Origin of the sequence: Microbacterium soli, from assembly GCF_039539005.1 — a bacterium.
GTDB lineage: Bacteria > Actinomycetota > Actinomycetes > Actinomycetales > Microbacteriaceae > Microbacterium > Microbacterium soli.
The window spans coordinates 993,177-1,011,320 of the sequence record NZ_BAABCP010000001.1 but is presented as its reverse complement, the minus strand read 5'-3'; the positions used below and the strand labels follow the sequence as shown (position 1 = coordinate 1,011,320).

Below are 18,144 nucleotides of genomic sequence, written 5' to 3'. Positions count from 1 at the left end.
CTCCCCATCCGCTGATAGGGCTCTCATCGGGACTTCCGGCTACACTGGCACCGGCATACGCGGCCGACACCAGGGGGGAGACCACGTCATGAGGGTGCTGTCGCGCGTGCGGTCGCGCACGAAGACGCTTGCGGCGGCTGCGGGCGTCGTGGTCGGCGCGGTCACCGTCACCGGCATGGCCTTCGCCTATGACGGGCTTCCGACGACCAAGGTCGATCTCAATGACGCGGGTGTATGGCTGACGAAGACTTCCAGCCTGCTGGTGGGGCATTTCAACCACGAGTCGACGGTGCTGGACGGAGGCCTGCGCGCCGGCAGCGAGGACTACGACGTGCTGCAACGGGGCTCGACCGTCCTCGTCGCCGACCGCGCCGAGGCCACGCTGACCGCCGTGCACCCCGCGACCGTCTCGCTGGCGGACAGCGCCAGCATCCCCGGAGACGCCAAGACGGCTCTGGGCGGGAGCACGACGGCCGTGCTCGATCGCTCCTCCGGAGCGCTGTGGGTGATCCCCACGAGCAGGATCGCGGGATTCGACGTCAAGGCCGCCGAGCCGGTCGTCGAGCTCGGGAAGGGGGCCGACGTCGCCGTCGGACAGGACGGCACGGTGTACGCGGTCTCCGCGGACGACGGCGAGCTCGTCAGGATCCCCGCCGACGATGAGGGCGCACCGCTGACTCCGAAGCGCTCCTCCCTCGAGGGCATCGAGGAGGCCGCCGAGGCGCGGATCACGGTCGTCGGGGACGTCGCCGTCGTGCTGGACCCGGCCGACGGCGTCGTCGTCACATCCGACGGGGTGCGCGCGCAGGTCGCCGGCGCGCAGGATGCCGTGCTGCAGCAGGTCTCCGCGGCCGCCGACGCCGCGCTCGTGGCGACCCCCAGCGGGCTCGTGCGCGTGCCGCTGGACGGCGGCGAGACGACCACGGTCCCGGCCGGAGGGTCGGGCGCGCCCGCCGAGCCCGTGTTCCTGAAGGGCTGCGCGTACGGCGCCTGGGCGGGCTCGGCACGGTTCCTCCGCGACTGCGAGGGGGAGGATGCCGACGTCGCCGAGACCATCCCCGGTGCCGAGCGCAGCACACGCCTGACCTTCCGTGTGAACCGCGACGTCATCGTTCTCAACGACATCGTCGGCGGTGCCGCGTGGCTCGCCGACGAGAGCCTGCAGCGGGTGGACGACTGGAGCATCCTGACACCGCCGGAGGGCGAGGCGGACGACGAGGAGGATTCCACCCAGGAGATCGTCGAGACCTCTCTCCCGGAGCGCAAGGAGGAGAACACGCCACCGGTCGCCGAGGACGACAGGCTCGGGGTGCGCCCCGGTGGCACCACCCTGCTGCCCGTGCTCGACAACGACAACGACGCCGACGGCGACGTGCTGGTGGCGTCGCTGGTGGGCGCGCAGCCGTCGATCGGCGAGGTGCAGTCCATCCTCAACGGCGCGGCTCTGCAGATCATGGTGCCCGACGATGCGACCGGTACGGCCGTGTTCAGGTACGAGGTCGATGACGGCAGGGTGAACGGCACGGACACCGCCACGGTCACCGCGACGGTCCACGACTGGGACTCCAACTCGGCTCCCCGGCCCAAGCGCAAGACGCAGCTGTCGGTGGAGGCGGGCGGCACCCTGGCGTACAACCTGCTGCAGGACTGGCTCGATCCCGAGGGCGACGATCTCTACCTCAAGGGCGTCGTCGCGGCTGAGGGCGACGAGGTCGAGTTCACGACCGACGGCCAGATGACCTACCGGGCGATCGGGAGCCTGCAGGGTCGCAAGGAGATCGGGATCGCGGTGGCGGATGCCCTCGGCGAGGTCGCCGACGCGACGATCCTCCTCGATGTCAAACCCGTCGGGACGACCGTACCGGTCACCAACGCCGATCACATCGTGACCAGGGTGGGCGAGACCGCGACGGTCGCGCCGCTCGCCAACGACTCGAGCTCCGGGCGCGACGAGCTGCGCCTGACCAGGGTGGAGCCGCTGGACGGGACCACCGTGCTGCCGGACTATCCGAAGAAGCAGTTCACGTTCAAAGCCGACGCGCCGGGGGTCTACTACGTGCAGTACCTGGTGTCGGCGGGACAGGCCGACGCGGAGGGCATCGTCCGCGTGGACGTGCTCGACGAGCAGGAGTCCGAGCTGCCGCCGGTCGCCGTGCGCGACGTGGCGCTGCTGCCCAGCGGCAAGGAGGCGCTGGTCGGCGTGCTGGACAACGACTCCGACCCGGCGGGCGGGGTGCTCGTGGTGCAGTCCGTGTCGGTGCCGCCGCACAGCGGCGTCGCGGTGTCGATCCTGAACCACGAGACGCTGCGCATCAGCGGCCAGGTCGCGCTGGACGAGCCGGTCAAGATCACCTATCGGATCTCGAACGGGTCGAAGTCCGCCGAGGGCGATGTCACGGTGGTGCCGATCCCCGCACCGGCGAAGATCTCCCCGCCGGTGACCTACGACGATGAGGCGGTCGTCCGCGTGGGCGACGTCGTCACGATCCCCGTGCTGGACAATGACGTGCATCCCAGCGGGGACGCGCTGCACGTCGCGCCGGATCTCATCGAGCCGCTCGTGGACCCGGCCGACGGCGAGGCGTTCGTCTCGCAGGACGCCGTGCGGTTCCGGGCGGGCACGAAGCCGGGCACCGTCTATCTCGCCTACGAGGCCGTGGACTCCCTCGGCCAGCGCGCCGGCGGGCACGTCACCGTGCAGATCCTGCCGCTGGGCTCCGAGGCCAACGTGCCGCCGCGCCCGCGCGACCTGACCGCGCGCGCCCTCGCCGGCACGACCATCCGCATCCCGGTACCGCTCGACGGCATCGACACCGACGGCGACTCCGTCGAGCTGCTGGGGCAGGACATCGCCCCCGTCAAGGGGCGGATCACCGATACCGGCGGCGACTTCCTCGAATACGAGGCCTTCCAGGGCTCCACGGGCGTGGACACCATCGTCTACCGGGTGCGCGACAGACTCGGCGGAGAGGGCACGGCCACCATCCGCGTGGGCATCGCCCCCGCGGAGGCGACCAATCAGGCGCCCTTCGCCGTGACGGACACCGTCGTGGTCCGGCCCGACCGCTCCGTGGCCGTCCCCGTGCTGGCCAACGACTCCGACCCCGAGGGCGATGAGATCCGGCTGGTCGCCGACGGCGTCGAGGTGCCCGAGGACACGGGCATCACCGCGAGGGTCTCCGGCGACCGCGTGGTCGTCGAGGTGCCCGACCGCGAGTTCGAGGCGGCGCTGCGGTACACGATCCGCGACGCCAAGGGCGCGGAGGCGACCGCCCCCATCCTCGTGACCGTCGACGAGGACGTCCCGCTGATCAGCCCCGTCGCCCGTGATGACAGGCTGCGTCTCGAGGAGCTCGACGACGCCCTCACCGCCGACATCGACATCCTCGCGAACGATGAGGACCCGGACGGCACGGTCGAGGGCCTCACCGTCACGATCGACGAGGGCGCGCATCTGGTCGGAGACCGCAAGGCGCGCGTGAGCGTGACCGACGAGCGCCAGCTGATCCGGTACACGATCACCGACCAGGACGGCCAGAGCGCCTCCGCGTTCATCTTCGTCCCCTCACGCGTCGAGCTGCGGCCCGTGCTGCGTTCCACCACGCCCGTCGAGGTCAGAAGCGGCGAGACCGTGGAGCTGCCGCTGAAGGACTACGTCACGGTCGTGGGCGGCGGCGCCGTGCGCCTCACCGAGGCCGCGAAGGTCAGCGCGGGCCACGCCAACGGCGACGACCTCATCAAGGACGCGACCACGCTGGTGTACACCTCCGAGGAGGGCTACTTCGGCGACGACTCGCTGAGCTTCGAGGTCACCGACGGCACGAGCGTCGACGACCCCGACGGACGCAAGAGCACGCTGTCGATCCCGATCACGGTGCTGCCGCCGGAGAACCAGCCGCCGATGTTCGTGAACGGGCAGATCGACGTCGCCCCCGGCGAGGACGCGACGTCGCTGGATCTGTCCGCGCTGACGACCGACCCCGACGAGGGCGACGCGGACAGGATCCGCTACACCATCACCGACGCCCCCGGGACCGGCCTGAACGCGCGGCTGGACGGCAGCACCCTGCTCGTCGACGCCGCCACCAGCACGCCCAAGGGCACGACGGCGACGGTCGGGCTCAGCATCACCGACGGCACCACCGAGCCGGTCAGCGGAAACGTCCTCGTGACGGTCAGCGCGTCCACCCGGCCGCTGGCGGTGGCGGGACCCGACACGGTCGAGGAGGCCGACCAGGGCAAGACCATCACCGTCCCGGTGCTGGAGAACGACATCAACCCGTTCGCCGACGAGGGCACGCCGCTGACGCTGCTGTCCGCCGTCGTGGAGAGCGGCAACGGCAGTGCGGGCGTGGTCGGCGACCAGGTCGAGGTGACCTCCGCCCCGGATTTCGTGGGTGTCATGGTCGTGCGCTACCGGATCCAGGACGCGACGGAGGACCCGGATCGTGAGGTGGACGGCCGCATCACGGTGACCGTCCAGGGCGTTCCGGATGCACCGGGAATGCCGTATGCGACGACCGTCGAGGACCGCACCGTGGTGCTGAACTGGTCGGCGCCGTCGAACAACGGGGCCGAGATCGACCACTACACGGTCACCTCGGTGGATGGCCGCCCGTTCACGAAGGCCTGCGAGTCGACGACCTGCACGCTGGACGGCCTGGTCAACAACGTGGAGTACACGTTCCAGGTGACCGCGCACAACAGGGTCGGCGACGGGCCGGCCTCACCGCTGTCCGAGCCCGCACGGCCGGACGTCCGTCCGGAGACGCCGCTGCCGCCCACCCTGGTGCCCGGCGATGAGGCGCTGAAGGTGTCGTGGACGACGCCGCAGTCCAACGGCTCGCCGGTGGAGTCGTACACGCTGCAGATATCCCCCGCACCGCTGAGCGGGTCCGCCGAGCGCACCGTCGGCAATGTCAACACCCTCACCTGGGACGGCCTGGAGAACGGCACGAACTACCAGGTGCGGGTGCGTGCGCACAACCGGGCCCCCGACCCGTCCGGATACAGCATGTGGTCCATCGGGCAGACCCCGGCCGGCATCCCCGGCACCGTGGCGGCGCCGACCGTCACCAGTGCACCGTCCGTCGGCGACGAGGCGCAGATGACCGTGCGGTGGAACGCCGCCGCGCCCAACGGCGACGCGGTCAGCGGATACGACCTGCTGGTCTACCGCGGCGGCACGCTGTTCCAGACGCTCCAGGCCGGCACGGCCACCTCCAAGACGGTCGCCGTCCCGACCAACTCGGCCGACTACACCTATGCGGTCAAGGCGACCAACAAGGCGGGCACGAGCGCCGCGAGCCCGCAGTCGACGCCGCAGCGCGCGTTCGGCGCCCCCGGTGCGCCCACGAACGTGAAGGCCACGGCGGGGGACGGGCGGATCACCGTCACCTTCACGATGCCCAGCACGGCCCTCAACGGTGCCAAGAGCAGCGAGATCAGGTACGAGTACCAGCTCTCCGGCGGCTCGTGGGTGGCCTGGAACGGCACGAGCGCCATCACCGCGAGCAACGGCACCGACTACACGGTGAGGCTGCGGGCGTATTCGGTCGTCGGCGGTCAGCAGTCGCAGCCGGGCAGCGCCTCCGCCCCGTCTGCCACGGTCCGGCCCTATGGCACGCCGCACGCGCCGACGGGAACGGCCGCGAAGTCCGGCGACCAGCAGATCAAGCTCACCTGGAACGCCGGAGGCTCCGCCAACGGCTACCCCGTCACGACCTACATCAGTGTGGACGGCGGCGGTTGGGAGAAGGTCGAGACGACGGGCAGCAAGACGGTCGGCAACGGGTACAGCCAGACCCACAGCATCCGGGTGCGGGCGGTCGCCAGCCCGGGCGGCGAGGCGCTCTCGCCGACGTACTCGGCCACGACGAGTGCGCCGCCGCCACCGAGGGCATGGATCAGCCGCGGGACGAGCGTCAACAACGCGAACTGCAGTACCTGGTCCTGCGCCCACATCGTCATCAACACCAAGGACTTCTCCGCGGGGACGTACAGCGTGTACATGAAGACGTCAGCGCACGGCAATACGGGGACGTATTCGATTCATCTGCCGGCCAATGGCACAGCGGACCTGCCGTACGAGTATTTCGGATACCCGAACGACACTGTCTGGGTGGTCGCCGATGGCAAGCAGTACGAGTCGCGCACGTGGGGTACCGCGAACTGAATTTCGAGCAGATCGACTGATGAGGAACGAGCATCGACATGACAATGACCCCCGAACAGGCAGCCTGGTTCCAGAGCACCTTCCAGCGCCTCGTGGAGAACATCGACAAGGCGCTGCAGGGCAAGTCCGAGGTCGTCGGCCTCGTGCTCGCGGCCATGCTCGCCGAGGGGCACGTGCTGCTCGAGGACGCCCCGGGAACGGGGAAGACCAGCCTCGCCAAGGCGCTGGCCGCCACCGTGCAGGGCACCAGCTCCCGCATCCAGTTCACCCCCGACCTGCTGCCCTCGGACGTGACGGGTGTGACGATCTACGACCAGCAGACGCAGAGGTTCGAATTCCACCGCGGTCCGATCTTCGCGTCCATCGTCCTCGCCGACGAGATCAACCGCGCCTCGCCGAAGACCCAGTCCGCGCTGCTGGAGGTCATGGAGGAGTCGCGCGTCACCGTCGACGGCGTCACGCACGAGGCCGGCCGGCCGTTCCTCGTCATCGCGACGCAGAACCCCGTCGAGCAGGCGGGGACCTACAAACTGCCCGAGGCGCAGCTGGACCGCTTCCTCATCAAGACGTCGATCGGCTACCCCAGTCTCGTCGTCACCGAGAGCATCCTCGCCGGCGCCGCGCAGCGCAACCGCGCTGCAGCGCTGTCCGCGGTCATCACCACGGGCGCCGTGGCCGACATGGCCGATCTCGCCGCCACCGTGCACGTGGAGTCCGCCGTGCTGCGGTACACGGCCGAGCTCGCCGAGGCCACCCGTACCGACAGCGCGATCAAGCTCGGCGTGTCGGTGCGCGGGGCCATCGCCATGGTCCGCATCGCCAAGGTGTGGGCCGCCGCGCACGGACGGCACTACGTGCTCCCCGACGACATCAAGGCTCTCGCCCGCCCCGTGTGGCAGCATCGGCTCCTGCTGGATGCGGAGGCGGAGTTCGCGGGCGCGACGGCGGACTCCGTCATCGCCCGGGTGCTCGAGATCGTGGCGGCACCGCAGGCACGGGCGACCGCCTGATGACGACGGAGACGATCGCGGGACCGCAGACGGACTCGCGCGAGGCCGGGTGGCGCGACATCGTCGCCGTCATCGGCGCGCGCGCGGTCGACCGCCTGCGGCGCATCGCGGCCGTCGTCCGCCCGCTCGGCTGGATGGTGATGGCGCTCGCCGTGGCGGCGTGGATCACCGGTCAGGTCCTCGGCTGGCACGAGGTCGTCGTGCTGGGGCTCGTGATGGCGGCCGTCGCCGTCGTGTGCGCCCTGTTCCTCATCGGCCGCACGGAGTACGACGTCGAGCTGGATCTCGCCCGTGACCGCGTCGTGGTCGGCGAGCGCGCGGTCGGTGCGCTGACGCTGCGCAACCACGGATCGCGGGCGATCCTGCCCTCCCGGGTGGTGCTGCCGGTGGGGAACGGGCGCGGCGAGTTCTCCATCCACCGGCTGGCCCCCGGTCACGAGGCCGAGGAGCTGTTCGCCATCCCCACGCACCGTCGCGGCGTCGTCGAGGTCGGGCCGGTCAGCGTCGTGCGCGGTGACCCGCTCGGGCTGTTCGAGCGGACCCACCACCGCGAGGACCCCGTGGACCTCTACGTGCATCCGCGCACCACGCTGTTCGGCGGGCAGTCGCTCGGGTTCCTGCGCGACCTGGAGGGGCTTCCCGCGGCGGACCTGTCGCGCGACGACGTGTCCTTCCACACCCTCCTGGAGTACCAGCCGGGCGACGACCTGCGACACGTGCACTGGCGCTCCACGGCCCGTACCGGGATCATGATGGTCCGGCAGTTCGAGGAGACCCGCCGCTCCCACTTCGTCATCGGGCTCTCCTGCTCTGCGCGCGATTACCGCACCGACGACGAGTTCGAGCTCGCGATCTCCATCGCCGGATCCATCGGCCTTCGCGCGCTGCGCGACTCGCAGCGCGTGGACGTGCGCGTGCAGGGGCGGGAGCTGCCCGCGGGGACCGGCATGCGGCTGCTGGACTCGCTGTCGATGGTGGAGCACACCCGTCCCCGCGACGGCGGCGTGCCCGAGCTCGCCGGAGCACTGGCGGCGACCACGGCATCCGCCAGCGTCGTCGCCCTGGTGTGCGGGTCGGCGGTCTCCGGGGAGGACCTGCGCCTGGCGTGTTCGCGGATGCCGTTCGGGGCGCGCGTCATCGCCGTCGTCGTGCAGGACGGCGTCGACCAGCCCGCGCTGCGCCGTATCTCCGACGCCGATGTGGTGACGCTGGGCGCCCTCGACCAGCTGCCCCTCGCCCTGCAGAAGGTGCTGGCATGACCGCGGCGACGCAGACGCCGGGCCGGGGGCTGCGCCCGCGTCGTGCGCTGCTGGATCTGGCCGCGACGGCGGTGCTCATGCTCGTGGCGCTGCTGGGCTTCTGGCCCAGCTTCGCCGGACCCTCGTTCCTGCCCGCCGCGGTCGGCGGCGTGGTGCTGGGCCTCGCGATCGCGGCGGTGTGCGCCTGGCGGCGCTGGGGCATCCTCGTCATCACCGGATGCACGATCGCGGCCTACTTCCTCTTCGGCGGGGCGATCGCGCTGCCGGGCACCGCACTGTTCCGCGTCGTGCCGACGCTGGACACGCTGCAGGCGCTGGCAGTCGGGGCGGTCACGTCGTGGAAGCAGCTGTTGACCACGGTGGCGCCGGTGTCGGCGGACGACGGGCACCTGGTGGTGCCGTTCATCCTCGCGCTGGTGGGCGCCGTCACGGTGGCCTCGCTCGCGCTGACCCTGCGCCTGGCGTGGTGGGCGCTCATCCCCGCGGCATCCGTCCTGATGCTCGTCATCGCGCTGGGCGTGCCGGATCCCGCCTTCCCGCTCGTGCAGGGCGTGGTGTTCGCCGCGGTGACGACGGTGTGGATGTCGCTGCGCACCTGGTGGGTGCCGCAGCGCGGCGCCGTCGACGTGTCCGAGGCAGACCCGACGCGGACCGCGCACATGCGCGCCCGGCGGCTGCTGGGCGGTGTGGCCGTCCTCGCCGTCGCCGGCGTCGCCGGCAGCGGCCTCGGGGCGATCGCCTCGCCCGCCGAACCCCGGCACGTGTTCCGCGACACGATCGTCCCGCCGTTCGACGTCCGCGACTACCCGAGCCCCCTGCAGGCGTTCCGCAAGAACGTGCGCGATCAGGTCGACCGCACGCTGTTCACCGTCACCGGACTGCCGAAGGGCGCGCGGGTGCGGCTGGCGGCCATGGACGACTGGGACGGCGTGGTCTACAACGTGACCGACGGCGGCCCGGGCACATCCAGCGCGTTCGCGCCGCTGCGCTCGAACATGGCCGCCGGGGTGGAGGGCGAGGCGGCGACGCTGCAGTTCACGATCGGCGAGTACAGCGGCGTCTGGGTGCCCGGCACCCTGGTGGAGGACCAGATCACCTTCGACGGGGAACGGGCCGAAGAGCTGCGTCGCAGCGGGTATCACAACACCGCGACGGGGACCACGGTGGTCACCGCCGGGCTGCGCGAGGGCGACGCGTACGAGGTGGACGCCGTGTTCCCCGACGTGCCCAGCGACGAGACCCTCGGCGACACCCCCGTCGTGAAGATGCGTCTGCCCGAGCTGCATGATGTGCCGGAGGAGCTGAGCAGCATGGCCGCGGAGGCCGTGACCGAGGCGGAGACCCCCATCGCGCAGGTGCGCGCGCTGGAGACTCTGCTGTCGAAGGACGGCTTCTTCAGTCACGGCCTGGGGGCGCAGGCTCACCTGTCGCGCGCCGGGCACACCGCCGAGCGCATCGCGACGCTCATCGGCGGTGACCAGATGATCGGCGACGACGAGCAGTACGCGGTGACCATGGCGCTCATGGCGCGGGAGATCGGCATCCCGGCGCGCGTCGTGATGGGCTATTACCCGAAGGAGGGCGGCGACACCGGCTCCGTCTTCGAGGCGACCGGCGACGACGTGCACGCGTGGGTCGAGGTGAACTTCACCGGCTACGGCTGGCTGCCGTTCGACCCGACGCCTCCGGAGGACCAGGTCCCCCAGGATCAGAACACCAAGCCGCGCGCCGACCCCAAACCCCAGGTGCTGCAGCCACCGCCCCCGCCGCAGGAGCCGGTCGACCTGCCCCCGACCGTCCCGGACGACCGGGAGCCGGAGGACGACACCCCGAACATCCTCGGCATCATCGGGATCATCCTCGCCATCGGCGGCGCCTCGCTGCTGGTGCTGCTGATCCTCAGCTCGCCGTTCATCGTCATCGGCGCGTGGAAGGCCGCGCGCCGTCGCTCCCGCCGCAGTGCGCGGCTGACCGCCGACCGCATCAGCGGCGGGTGGGACGAGCTCACCGACCGGGCGATCGACTACGGCGCCCGGCTGTCCGCGGGCGGCACCCGCGTCGAGGAGGCGGCCGTCGTCTCCACGGCGCTCACCGTCCCCGCCGTGACCGCGCTCGCCGATCGGGCCGACGACCAGGTGTTCGGTCCCGGCGACCCCACCCCGGAGGAGGTCGACGCGTTCTGGACCGAGATCGACTCCGTCGTGAGCGGCCTGGGCCGCGAGGCCGGTTTCTGGAAGCGCCTGAAGGCCCGCCTCAGCGTCCGCTCGCTCACCGGCAGCGGCCGGTCCGCCGGACGGATACAGGGGCTGAGGGAGGCCGCGGCCGCGCGCGTGCGCCGCCGACCTGGCACCATCGACAGCAGTACCACGCGACCCGAGAGCGAGACCTCATGACGATGCTTCCCTTCGGCGCTGTCGCGCCGATCTCACGACGAGTCATCGCGTACCTCATCGACGCCGTCCTGGCGGCGGCGATCAGCGTGGTCGTCCCGGTGGTCGCACTGGTCGCCATCATCGTGAGCGGTGGCGACCTGGTGTCCGCCATCCTGCTGGCAGGACTGCTGGCGGGCGCGGCCGGCCTCGCCTGGGCGCTGACGTTCACGGCCATGCAGGGCGGACGCGGCTCGGTGGGCATGCGCATCCAGCGGTTGCGGCTGGTCACTGTCGACGGCACGCCGATCGGATTCGGCAGGGCCCTGCTGCGCAACATCGTGTGGGGTCTGGCGGCGTCGATCGTCGTCGGCTGCTTCTCGCCGCTGTTCGACGGCTCCGGCAGGTTCCAGGGCTGGCACGACAAGGCCGGTGGGGCGTTCATGGTCGATGCCGGTCCGCGCACGGAGGCCGGTCAGCCGGCGCAGCCGTTCGGTGAGGGCGCGACCGATGCCGGTCAGCCGGCGCAGACGTCGATGCCGGGCTTCGCATGGCCCGCTCCGCAGGAGATCCCGCCCCGCCCGCCGGCGCCGCAGGTCGCGTCCGGATCGGTGGGGACGCCGCCGCCCGAGCCGGCGGTGCCCGAGCCGGCGGCTCCCGGGTTCGCGCAGCAGGGCTTCGCGCAGGCGGAGCAGGACGAGTCGGCCGAGCGCACCGTGCTGTCCCCACCGCCGCGCCGTGCACTCCCCGACGATCCGCTGATCTCGTTCGTGCCGGGCGTCACCCAGGAGTCCGTCGTGCCCGCGTCGGTGGGCCCCGCACCCGCGGATCCGGTTCACGCCGATCGCACCGCCGCCGACGCACCCGACCCCCTGCCCGGGGAGACGGTCGCCGCGCGCCTCGGGCCCGCCCCCGTCCCGCGCGCCGCGGAGCCGGCCGACGCGCCTCTTCCCGAGCCCCCCGTCGCCGCGCCCGTGGCACCGAGCCCCGCCGCGCCGACATCCGCCGCCGCTCCGCTCGTGAACGAGCACGACGACGACATCGAGTCCACCCGCATCAGCGTGCCGGGACACCGCCTCGTCTTCACGTGGGACGACGGGCAGCGTGCGACGGTCTCGGGCCGAACGGTCTTCGGGCGCAATCCCGAGGAGGGCGACGGCGCGGTCAACGTGGCCGTCCGCGACGAGACCCGCTCCCTGTCGAAGACGCACTTCGAGGCCGGCGCGGATGCGCGCGGCGGCTGGGTGCTCGATCGCCAGTCCACCAACGGCACCGTCATCGTCCGCGACGGCGTGCGCATCGCGTGCCCTCCCGGGCAGCGCGTCCCGGTGCGCCTGGGCGACGCCCTCGAGATCGGTGATCGCATCGTCACGATCGGAGGGTACGTGTGACCGCTCCGATCATCACCGCGGGCGGGGGCGCGACGGACGTCGGCTCCCGTCGCAGGCTCAACGAGGACTCCTATCTCGCCGCCGCGCCGCTGTTCATCGTCGCCGACGGGATGGGCGGGCACGATGCCGGCGAGGTCGCCAGCGCGACGGTCATCGAGCACTTCTCCGCTCTCGTCGGGCTCGAGAGCCTCACGCTCGGCCAGGTGCGCGACACGCTTTCCGCCGCACGCACCGCGGTGGGCGGGATAGGACGACGCGGCGGCGCGGGTGCGGGGACCACCCTCAGCGGCGTGGTCGTGGCCACGGTCGACGGGCTGGGGTACTGGCTGGTCGTCAACATCGGCGACTCCCGCACGTACCAGTTCTCCGACGGCGTGCTCGAGCAGATCACCGTGGACCACTCCTATGTGCAGGAGCTGATCGACGAGGGCGAGATCACGCCGGAGCAGGCGAACTCCGACCCGCGTCGCAACATCATCACGCGGGCGATCGGAGCGGGAAGCGTGGGCGACGCCGATTACTGGCTGTTCCCCGCGGAGCGGGGCGACCGGATGCTGGTGTGCTCGGACGGTCTGACCACGGAGGTCTCCGATGCGCGGATCGCCGAGGTGCTGGCCGCCGAGTCCGACCCGCAGCGCGCCGCGGAGATCCTGACGGCCGATGCCGTGCGCGCCGGAGGCCGGGACAACGTGACCGTGCTGGTGGTGGATGCGCTCACGGTGGCATCCGTGCGCGGCGTGCATGTGCAGACCGATGACGACGAGGACGTCGCCGACACGCGCCCGCGTGCGGTGGCGGATGGAGGAATGCGATGAGTGACGTGAGCTACCGGCCGGGGACGTGGCAGGTCGTCGTCGAGGAGTCGGGGATCGCCGCCGTCCCGGCGGACACGGGTGCGGACAAGGTCGTCGCGCTGTCCGAGATGCTCCGCCGCGGACTGCCCGCCCTGACCGAGGTCATCGACGTGCTCTCCGGCGGCGCCATCACGGGCCTGGGCTCCTTCGCCGTGGCGCTCATCGGCTCCGGCGGGACGCGCTTCGCCGTGCGCGGCGCCGTGACGGTCGGCACCGGGTTCGAGGAGGGCTTCTCCGGGGAGGACATCACCACCTGGAGCGAGCGCTACCTCCCCGGTGACGCGCACTTCGAGATCCGGATGGGCGATGCCGACGGCGCGGCAGAGTACCCGATCCGCTCCGGCGTGGTCCTCGCCTCCGGCATCCGTGTCGGTGAGGCGTTCGTCGCCCCCGCCGCACGGGAGGACGAGTCGGATGCCGAGGACTCGGATGCCGAGGCCGCGGACGGATTCGATGAGGAGGATGCGCTCGACGAGTTCGCCGACTCCGACGAGTTCGACGAGTTCGACGACGGCGGCGCGGAGGAGTCCGACGAGGAGGACGTCGAGCCCGACGCCGACGATGAGGCGGAGCCCGCCGAGGACGAGGCATGGGACGAGACCGACGAGACGGAGCTGCCCGACGAGGCGGAGGACGACGATGAAGCCGAAGGGTGGGACGCCGACGCCGACGAGCAGGGCGAGGCCGAGCAGCCCGCCGCGTCCGTCGCGCACGTTCCCGACGTCGCCGCGACCATCGTGCCCGTCCCCGACGTGGCGGCCACCATCGCCTCCGTCCCGCGTGCGCTCGCCGGCGCCGAGCCCGCCGCATCTGAGTCCGCCGCATCGGATCCCCTCGACATCGGCGACCACGACGGTGCCACCATCTCGATGGCCGAGATGCGCCGGCTGCGGACGGCGTCGGCCGCCTCGCAGGCGCCGACCGAGCTGATCCCCGTCCTCGACGAGGATGCCCCCGTCACGGTGACGGCGCGCATCCGACTGTCCACCGGACAGGTCGTCGAGCTGGACCGCACGGTCATCATCGGCCGCCGCCCGCGCTCCACCCGTGCCAGCGGCAGCACGATGCCGCACCTCATCGCGGTCGACAGCCCCCAGTCCGACATCTCCCGCAACCACCTCGAGGTCAGGCCCGAGGGTGACTCCGTCGTCGTCATCGACCTGCACACCACCAACGGCTCGACGCTGCTGCGACCGGGATCCGACCCCGTGCGGCTGCACCCGGGAGAGCAGACCCTCGTGCTGGGCGGCGACGTCGTGGACCTGGGCGATGGGGTGACGGTCGCCGTCGAGGAGCTGCGATGACGCGCGCTCCGTCTCCGCCGCCCGAGCTGCCGGGGTTCGAGTACCTCAGGCCGCTGGGCACCGGCGGCTTCGCAGACGTCTTCCTCTACGAGCAGCAGCTGCCCAAGCGCGAGGTCGCCGTCAAGGTGCTCCTCGCCGACCGGCTGGCGGCCGGGGCCGCCGAGGAGTTCACCAACGAGGCGAACGTCATGGCGATGCTGTCCACGCATCCCGCCATCGTCACCATCCACCAGGCGGGCGTGGCGGTCGACGGGCGCCCCTACCTGGTGATGGAGTACTGCCCCAGGCCCAACCTGCAGGTCCGCACCCGCCGGGAGCCGTTCTCCGTCGCCGAGGCGCTGCGCGTCGGCGTACAGGTCAGCGGCGCCGTGGAGACCGCGCACCGCGCCGGCGTGCTGCACCGTGACATCAAGCCCGCGAACATCCTCGTCACCGCGTACAACAGACCCGCGCTCACCGACTTCGGCATCGCGTCGACGACGGCAGCCGTGGACGGCGCCGCGGGGATGTCGATCCCCTGGTCTCCGCCGGAGTCGTTCGCCGAGAACCCGTCGACGAGCGTGCGCACCGATGTGTACGCGCTCAGCGCCACGGTGTTCACCCTGCTCGCCGGCCGGTCGCCGTTCGAGCGCAGGGGCGAGCGCAACTCCAGCGCCGACCTGATCGAGCGCATCGAGCGCATGGCGGTCCCGCGCATCGACCGCCCGGACGTCCCCGACAGCCTGCAGGCCGTGCTGAACAGGGGCATGGCCAAGCGCCCCGACGATCGCTATCCCAGTGCGGTGGCGTTCGCGCGGGCTCTGCAGAAGGTGCAGATCGAGCTCGCGCACTCGGTCACCCCCATCGACATCGTCGACGAGCACCCCTCGCATGAGGAGCTGGAGGATGACGGCGACGGACTGACCCGGGTGCGGGAGGTCCGTTCGATCAGCCCCGACACGCAGTCCCAGACCCGACCCTCCGCGACGACGGTCCGCAGGGAGGCAGAGGGACCGCCGGCCGGCGTGCCGCGCTTCACGACCCCGCCGACGGACGTCGAGGACGACACCCGACGCCGCCCGCCGGCCGCGGCGCCCGCCGTCGCGGACGATGACGAGGCCACGGTGCTGCGCAGGCCGAAGGTCGTCGTCCCGGATGCCGACGCGCCGCAGGAGCGGGTCTCCGGCGCGGGTGCGCAGCCGACGCCGACGGATGCCGTGCGACCGGCGCCGCGACGCGGCGGGATGCCGTGGTGGGGCTGGCTCCTCGTCATCGTGGGCGCGGCTCTGGTCGTACTGGGCATCGTCTTCGCCGCCTCGCTGCTCGGCGATCGCATCGAGCCGTCGCCCGTGAGCACATCCGCGCCGCCCCCAGAGCCCAAGGATCCGATCGCGGTCGCGGTGCCGCGCGTGACGGACCTCACCGGCACCGTCGAGGGGGACGCCGTGACGTTCACCTGGACGAACCCCGCGCCGGAGGAGGGCGACGAGTACATGTGGTACGAGGTCACCCTCGACGGAGAGGGGGAGCCGAACGTCACCGCGGAGACCAGCGCCACCGTCGAGAAGGCGGACGCGGGGCGCACGTGCGTGGAGGTGGTCCTCAGGAGGGGGGACGGGCGCTCCTCGCCGGAGGCCGTCAGGGGGTGCGCAGGATGACGGAGGTCACGGTCGAGTACGCGGGGGAGTACTACCCGCTGGATGCCGGCAGCACGTTCCACGTCGGGCGGCAGGGCGACCTGGAGCTCGACGACAACCTGTTCCTGCATCGCAACTTCCTGGAGATCACGAACACCGACGGTCTGTGGTGGCTGGCCAACGTCGGAGCGCGGCTGACCGCGACGGTCACCGACTCCTCCGGCGGCGTCAACGCGTGGCTCGCCCCCGGTGCGCGGCTACCCATCGTCTTCGAGCAGACCACGGTCGTGTTCACAGCCGGACCCACGACGTACGAGTTCACGATCCACGCCACCGGGTCCGCCTTCCGCATCGCACCGCGCGAGGTCGCGAACGGCGGGCAGTCCACCATCGGGCACGTCCCGCTCACGGCCAGCCAGAAGCTGCTGATCCTCGCGCTGGCCGAACCGGTGCTGCGCAGGGAGGGCACCGGCACCAGCGAGATCCCCAGCTCCGCGAAGGCCGCCGAGCGGCTGGGGTGGACCAGCACCCGCTTCAACCGCAAGCTCGACAACGTGTGCGACAAGTTCGATCGCATCGGTGTGCAGGGGATGCGCGGGGGCCAGGGCAGACTCGCCACGAACCGGCGGGCCCGGCTCGTCGAGCACGTCGTCTCCAGCCGCCTCGTCACGAGGGAGGATCTCGCGCTGCTGGATGCCGAGGCCGGCGGTGAGGAGGGCGCCGCGCGCTCCTGACCGGACGCGCCCGTCGCCGGGGGAGCGCATCAGTCGCGCGATAAAGTGAAGCGCGCGTGTTCAACGAAAGCAGGGTCACATGCCGTCTCAGACGACAGCGGTCGCGCCGTCGCAGTTCGTGCGCCTGTCGGTGCAGTGGGAGTCCGAGCGCATCGACGTCGGCGTCCCCGGCGGCGTCCCCGTCGCGGAGGTGCTCCCCGCCCTGACCCGCCGGTTGCGGATGCTGGACAGCTCGACGGCATCCGCGGGCTTCCGTCTGATCCGCGCGGACGGCAGCGCGCTGGACCCCGATCGCACGCTCACCGCGCAGGCCGTGCACGACGGCGACCTCCTCGTGCTCGAACAGGGGGCGACGGCCGCCGCGGGCAAGCGCTACGACGACCTCGTCGAGGCCGTCGCCGACGTCGTCGAGGAGAACGCGCGCCCGTGGTCCGCGCAGAGTTCGGCCACCGCCGCCACCGTCGTGGCATCCGTCCTGCTCCTGCTGGGGCTCGTCCCCGCCGTGTGGGCGTGGGTCGACGGAGGCGGCATCCTCACCGCGGCCGGCACGGGCGCCGCGGCCGTCGTGCTGTTGATCTGCGCGATCGTCATGGACCGCACCGGCGCCCCCTCCCAGGCGGCGATGGCGCTCGCGCTGGTCTCCTCCGCCTTCGCGGGGGCGGCGGGCTACACGGCGCTGCCGACCGGGCCGGGGTGGGGCCTTCCGCTGGTCGCCGGCGGCGCGGCGGTGCTCGTGTTCGGCGTCATCGCCATGCTCGCGCTGCGCAGCCGGCGGGAGTACGGTCTCATCCCCATCGCGCTGGGCGGCGTGCTCCTCGTGATCGGCGCCCTGGTCGCCTGGATGGCGGCCCCGGTCGCCGGGACCCTGACCGCGGCCATGGCGCTCGCGGGCATCGCGGGACTGGGCGCGCCCTGGGTGGCGCTGGCCTCCGTCCCGCTGCGCGTCGTCTCGGCCCGCGACGACTCCGAGGTGTACAGCGCCCCCGAGCACATCTCGCCCGAGCAGGTCGCGAAGCTGTACGTGCGTGCTCACCGCTACCAGGTGTCGCTGCGGATCGCGCTGTGCCTGATCGTGCTGATCGCGACGGCGCCCGTGGTGGCATCCGGCTTCTGGGGACTCCTGCTGTGGGTGCTCACCCTCGCCGGCATGCTGCTGGGAACCAGGCAGGTGTACTCGCACTTCGACATCGTGATCGTCGTGGCCGGCGCCCTGACCGCAGTGGCGCTGGGAGTCGTCGCCGCCATGATCTCCCACCCGGACTGGATCGGCGTCCTCGTGGTGGCCCTGGCCGCGACCGCCGTGTGCGTCATCGTGATCGTGCTGCTCAGCGGCAGGGCCCGACTGGGTCTGACGCGCCTGGCCGACTTCGCGGAATGGGCGACGATCGCCCTGCTCCTGCCGCTGGCCATCATCGCCGGGGGCTGGTTCTGA

At 71.8% G+C, this 18,144-nt stretch carries 10 protein-coding genes; all 10 read left to right on the top strand.

The features are described 5' to 3' along the window. Positions 1 to 88 precede the first annotated feature (88 nt). Positions 89 to 6,175, top strand: coding sequence for an Ig-like domain-containing protein (locus ABD770_RS04665; protein ID WP_344818344.1), 6,087 nt, complete (start codon positions 89 to 91; stop codon positions 6,173 to 6,175). 38 nt (positions 6,176 to 6,213) lie between these two features. Beyond that, on the top strand, positions 6,214 to 7,185 hold the full coding sequence (locus ABD770_RS04660; protein ID WP_344818343.1) for an AAA family ATPase: 972 nt from the start codon (positions 6,214 to 6,216) through the stop codon (positions 7,183 to 7,185). Next, a complete protein-coding gene (locus ABD770_RS04655; RefSeq protein WP_344818342.1) occupies positions 7,185 to 8,444 on the top strand; it encodes a DUF58 domain-containing protein in 1,260 nt (419 codons plus the stop codon). Before ABD770_RS04660 ends, ABD770_RS04655 begins: the two co-directional genes overlap by 1 nt. Then, complete coding sequence (locus ABD770_RS04650) at positions 8,441 to 10,837, top strand: transglutaminaseTgpA domain-containing protein (protein ID WP_344818341.1); 2,397 nt, start codon at positions 8,441 to 8,443, stop codon at positions 10,835 to 10,837. Before ABD770_RS04655 ends, ABD770_RS04650 begins: the two co-directional genes overlap by 4 nt. After that, positions 10,834 to 12,204, top strand: coding sequence for an RDD family protein (locus ABD770_RS04645; RefSeq protein ID WP_344818340.1), 1,371 nt, complete (start codon positions 10,834 to 10,836; stop codon positions 12,202 to 12,204). Before ABD770_RS04650 ends, ABD770_RS04645 begins: the two co-directional genes overlap by 4 nt. Next, positions 12,201 to 13,019 (top strand): PP2C family protein-serine/threonine phosphatase, encoded by an 819-nt coding sequence (locus ABD770_RS04640; RefSeq protein ID WP_344818339.1) that lies wholly within the window; start codon positions 12,201 to 12,203, stop codon positions 13,017 to 13,019. The genes ABD770_RS04645 and ABD770_RS04640 overlap by 4 nt, the downstream gene beginning before the upstream one ends. Continuing rightward, positions 13,016 to 14,362, top strand: a complete 1,347-nt coding sequence (locus ABD770_RS04635; protein WP_344818338.1) for an FHA domain-containing protein — start codon at positions 13,016 to 13,018, stop codon at positions 14,360 to 14,362. Before ABD770_RS04640 ends, ABD770_RS04635 begins: the two co-directional genes overlap by 4 nt. Next, the gene (locus tag ABD770_RS04630) at positions 14,359 to 15,999 is read left to right on the top strand and encodes a serine/threonine-protein kinase (protein WP_344818337.1); all 1,641 of its coding nucleotides are present in this window, start codon (positions 14,359 to 14,361) and stop codon (positions 15,997 to 15,999) included. The genes ABD770_RS04635 and ABD770_RS04630 overlap by 4 nt, the downstream gene beginning before the upstream one ends. Beyond that, positions 15,996 to 16,712 (top strand): hypothetical protein, encoded by a 717-nt coding sequence (locus tag ABD770_RS04625; protein WP_344818336.1) that lies wholly within the window; start codon positions 15,996 to 15,998, stop codon positions 16,710 to 16,712. The genes ABD770_RS04630 and ABD770_RS04625 overlap by 4 nt, the downstream gene beginning before the upstream one ends. A 79-nt stretch (positions 16,713 to 16,791) precedes the next feature. Further along, the gene (gene eccD / locus ABD770_RS04620) at positions 16,792 to 18,144 is read left to right on the top strand and encodes a type VII secretion integral membrane protein EccD (protein WP_344818335.1); all 1,353 of its coding nucleotides are present in this window, start codon (positions 16,792 to 16,794) and stop codon (positions 18,142 to 18,144) included.

Excerpts from the sequence above, each read along its gene's own strand:
- eccD (WP_344818335.1), top strand. The coding sequence starts at position 16,792 with ATGCCGTCTCAGACGACAGCGGTCGCGCCGTCGCAGTTCGTGCGCCTG.
- ABD770_RS04630 (WP_344818337.1), top strand. The coding sequence starts at position 14,359 with ATGACGCGCGCTCCGTCTCCGCCGCCCGAGCTGCCGGGGTTCGAGTAC.
- ABD770_RS04650 (WP_344818341.1), top strand. The coding sequence starts at position 8,441 with ATGACCGCGGCGACGCAGACGCCGGGCCGGGGGCTGCGCCCGCGTCGT.
- ABD770_RS04660 (WP_344818343.1), top strand. The coding sequence starts at position 6,214 with ATGACAATGACCCCCGAACAGGCAGCCTGGTTCCAGAGCACCTTCCAG.
- ABD770_RS04665 (WP_344818344.1), top strand. The coding sequence starts at position 89 with ATGAGGGTGCTGTCGCGCGTGCGGTCGCGCACGAAGACGCTTGCGGCG.
- ABD770_RS04645 (WP_344818340.1), top strand. The coding sequence starts at position 10,834 with ATGACGATGCTTCCCTTCGGCGCTGTCGCGCCGATCTCACGACGAGTC.
- ABD770_RS04625 (WP_344818336.1), top strand. The coding sequence starts at position 15,996 with ATGACGGAGGTCACGGTCGAGTACGCGGGGGAGTACTACCCGCTGGAT.
- ABD770_RS04655 (WP_344818342.1), top strand. The coding sequence starts at position 7,185 with ATGACGACGGAGACGATCGCGGGACCGCAGACGGACTCGCGCGAGGCC.
- ABD770_RS04635 (WP_344818338.1), top strand. The coding sequence starts at position 13,016 with ATGAGTGACGTGAGCTACCGGCCGGGGACGTGGCAGGTCGTCGTCGAG.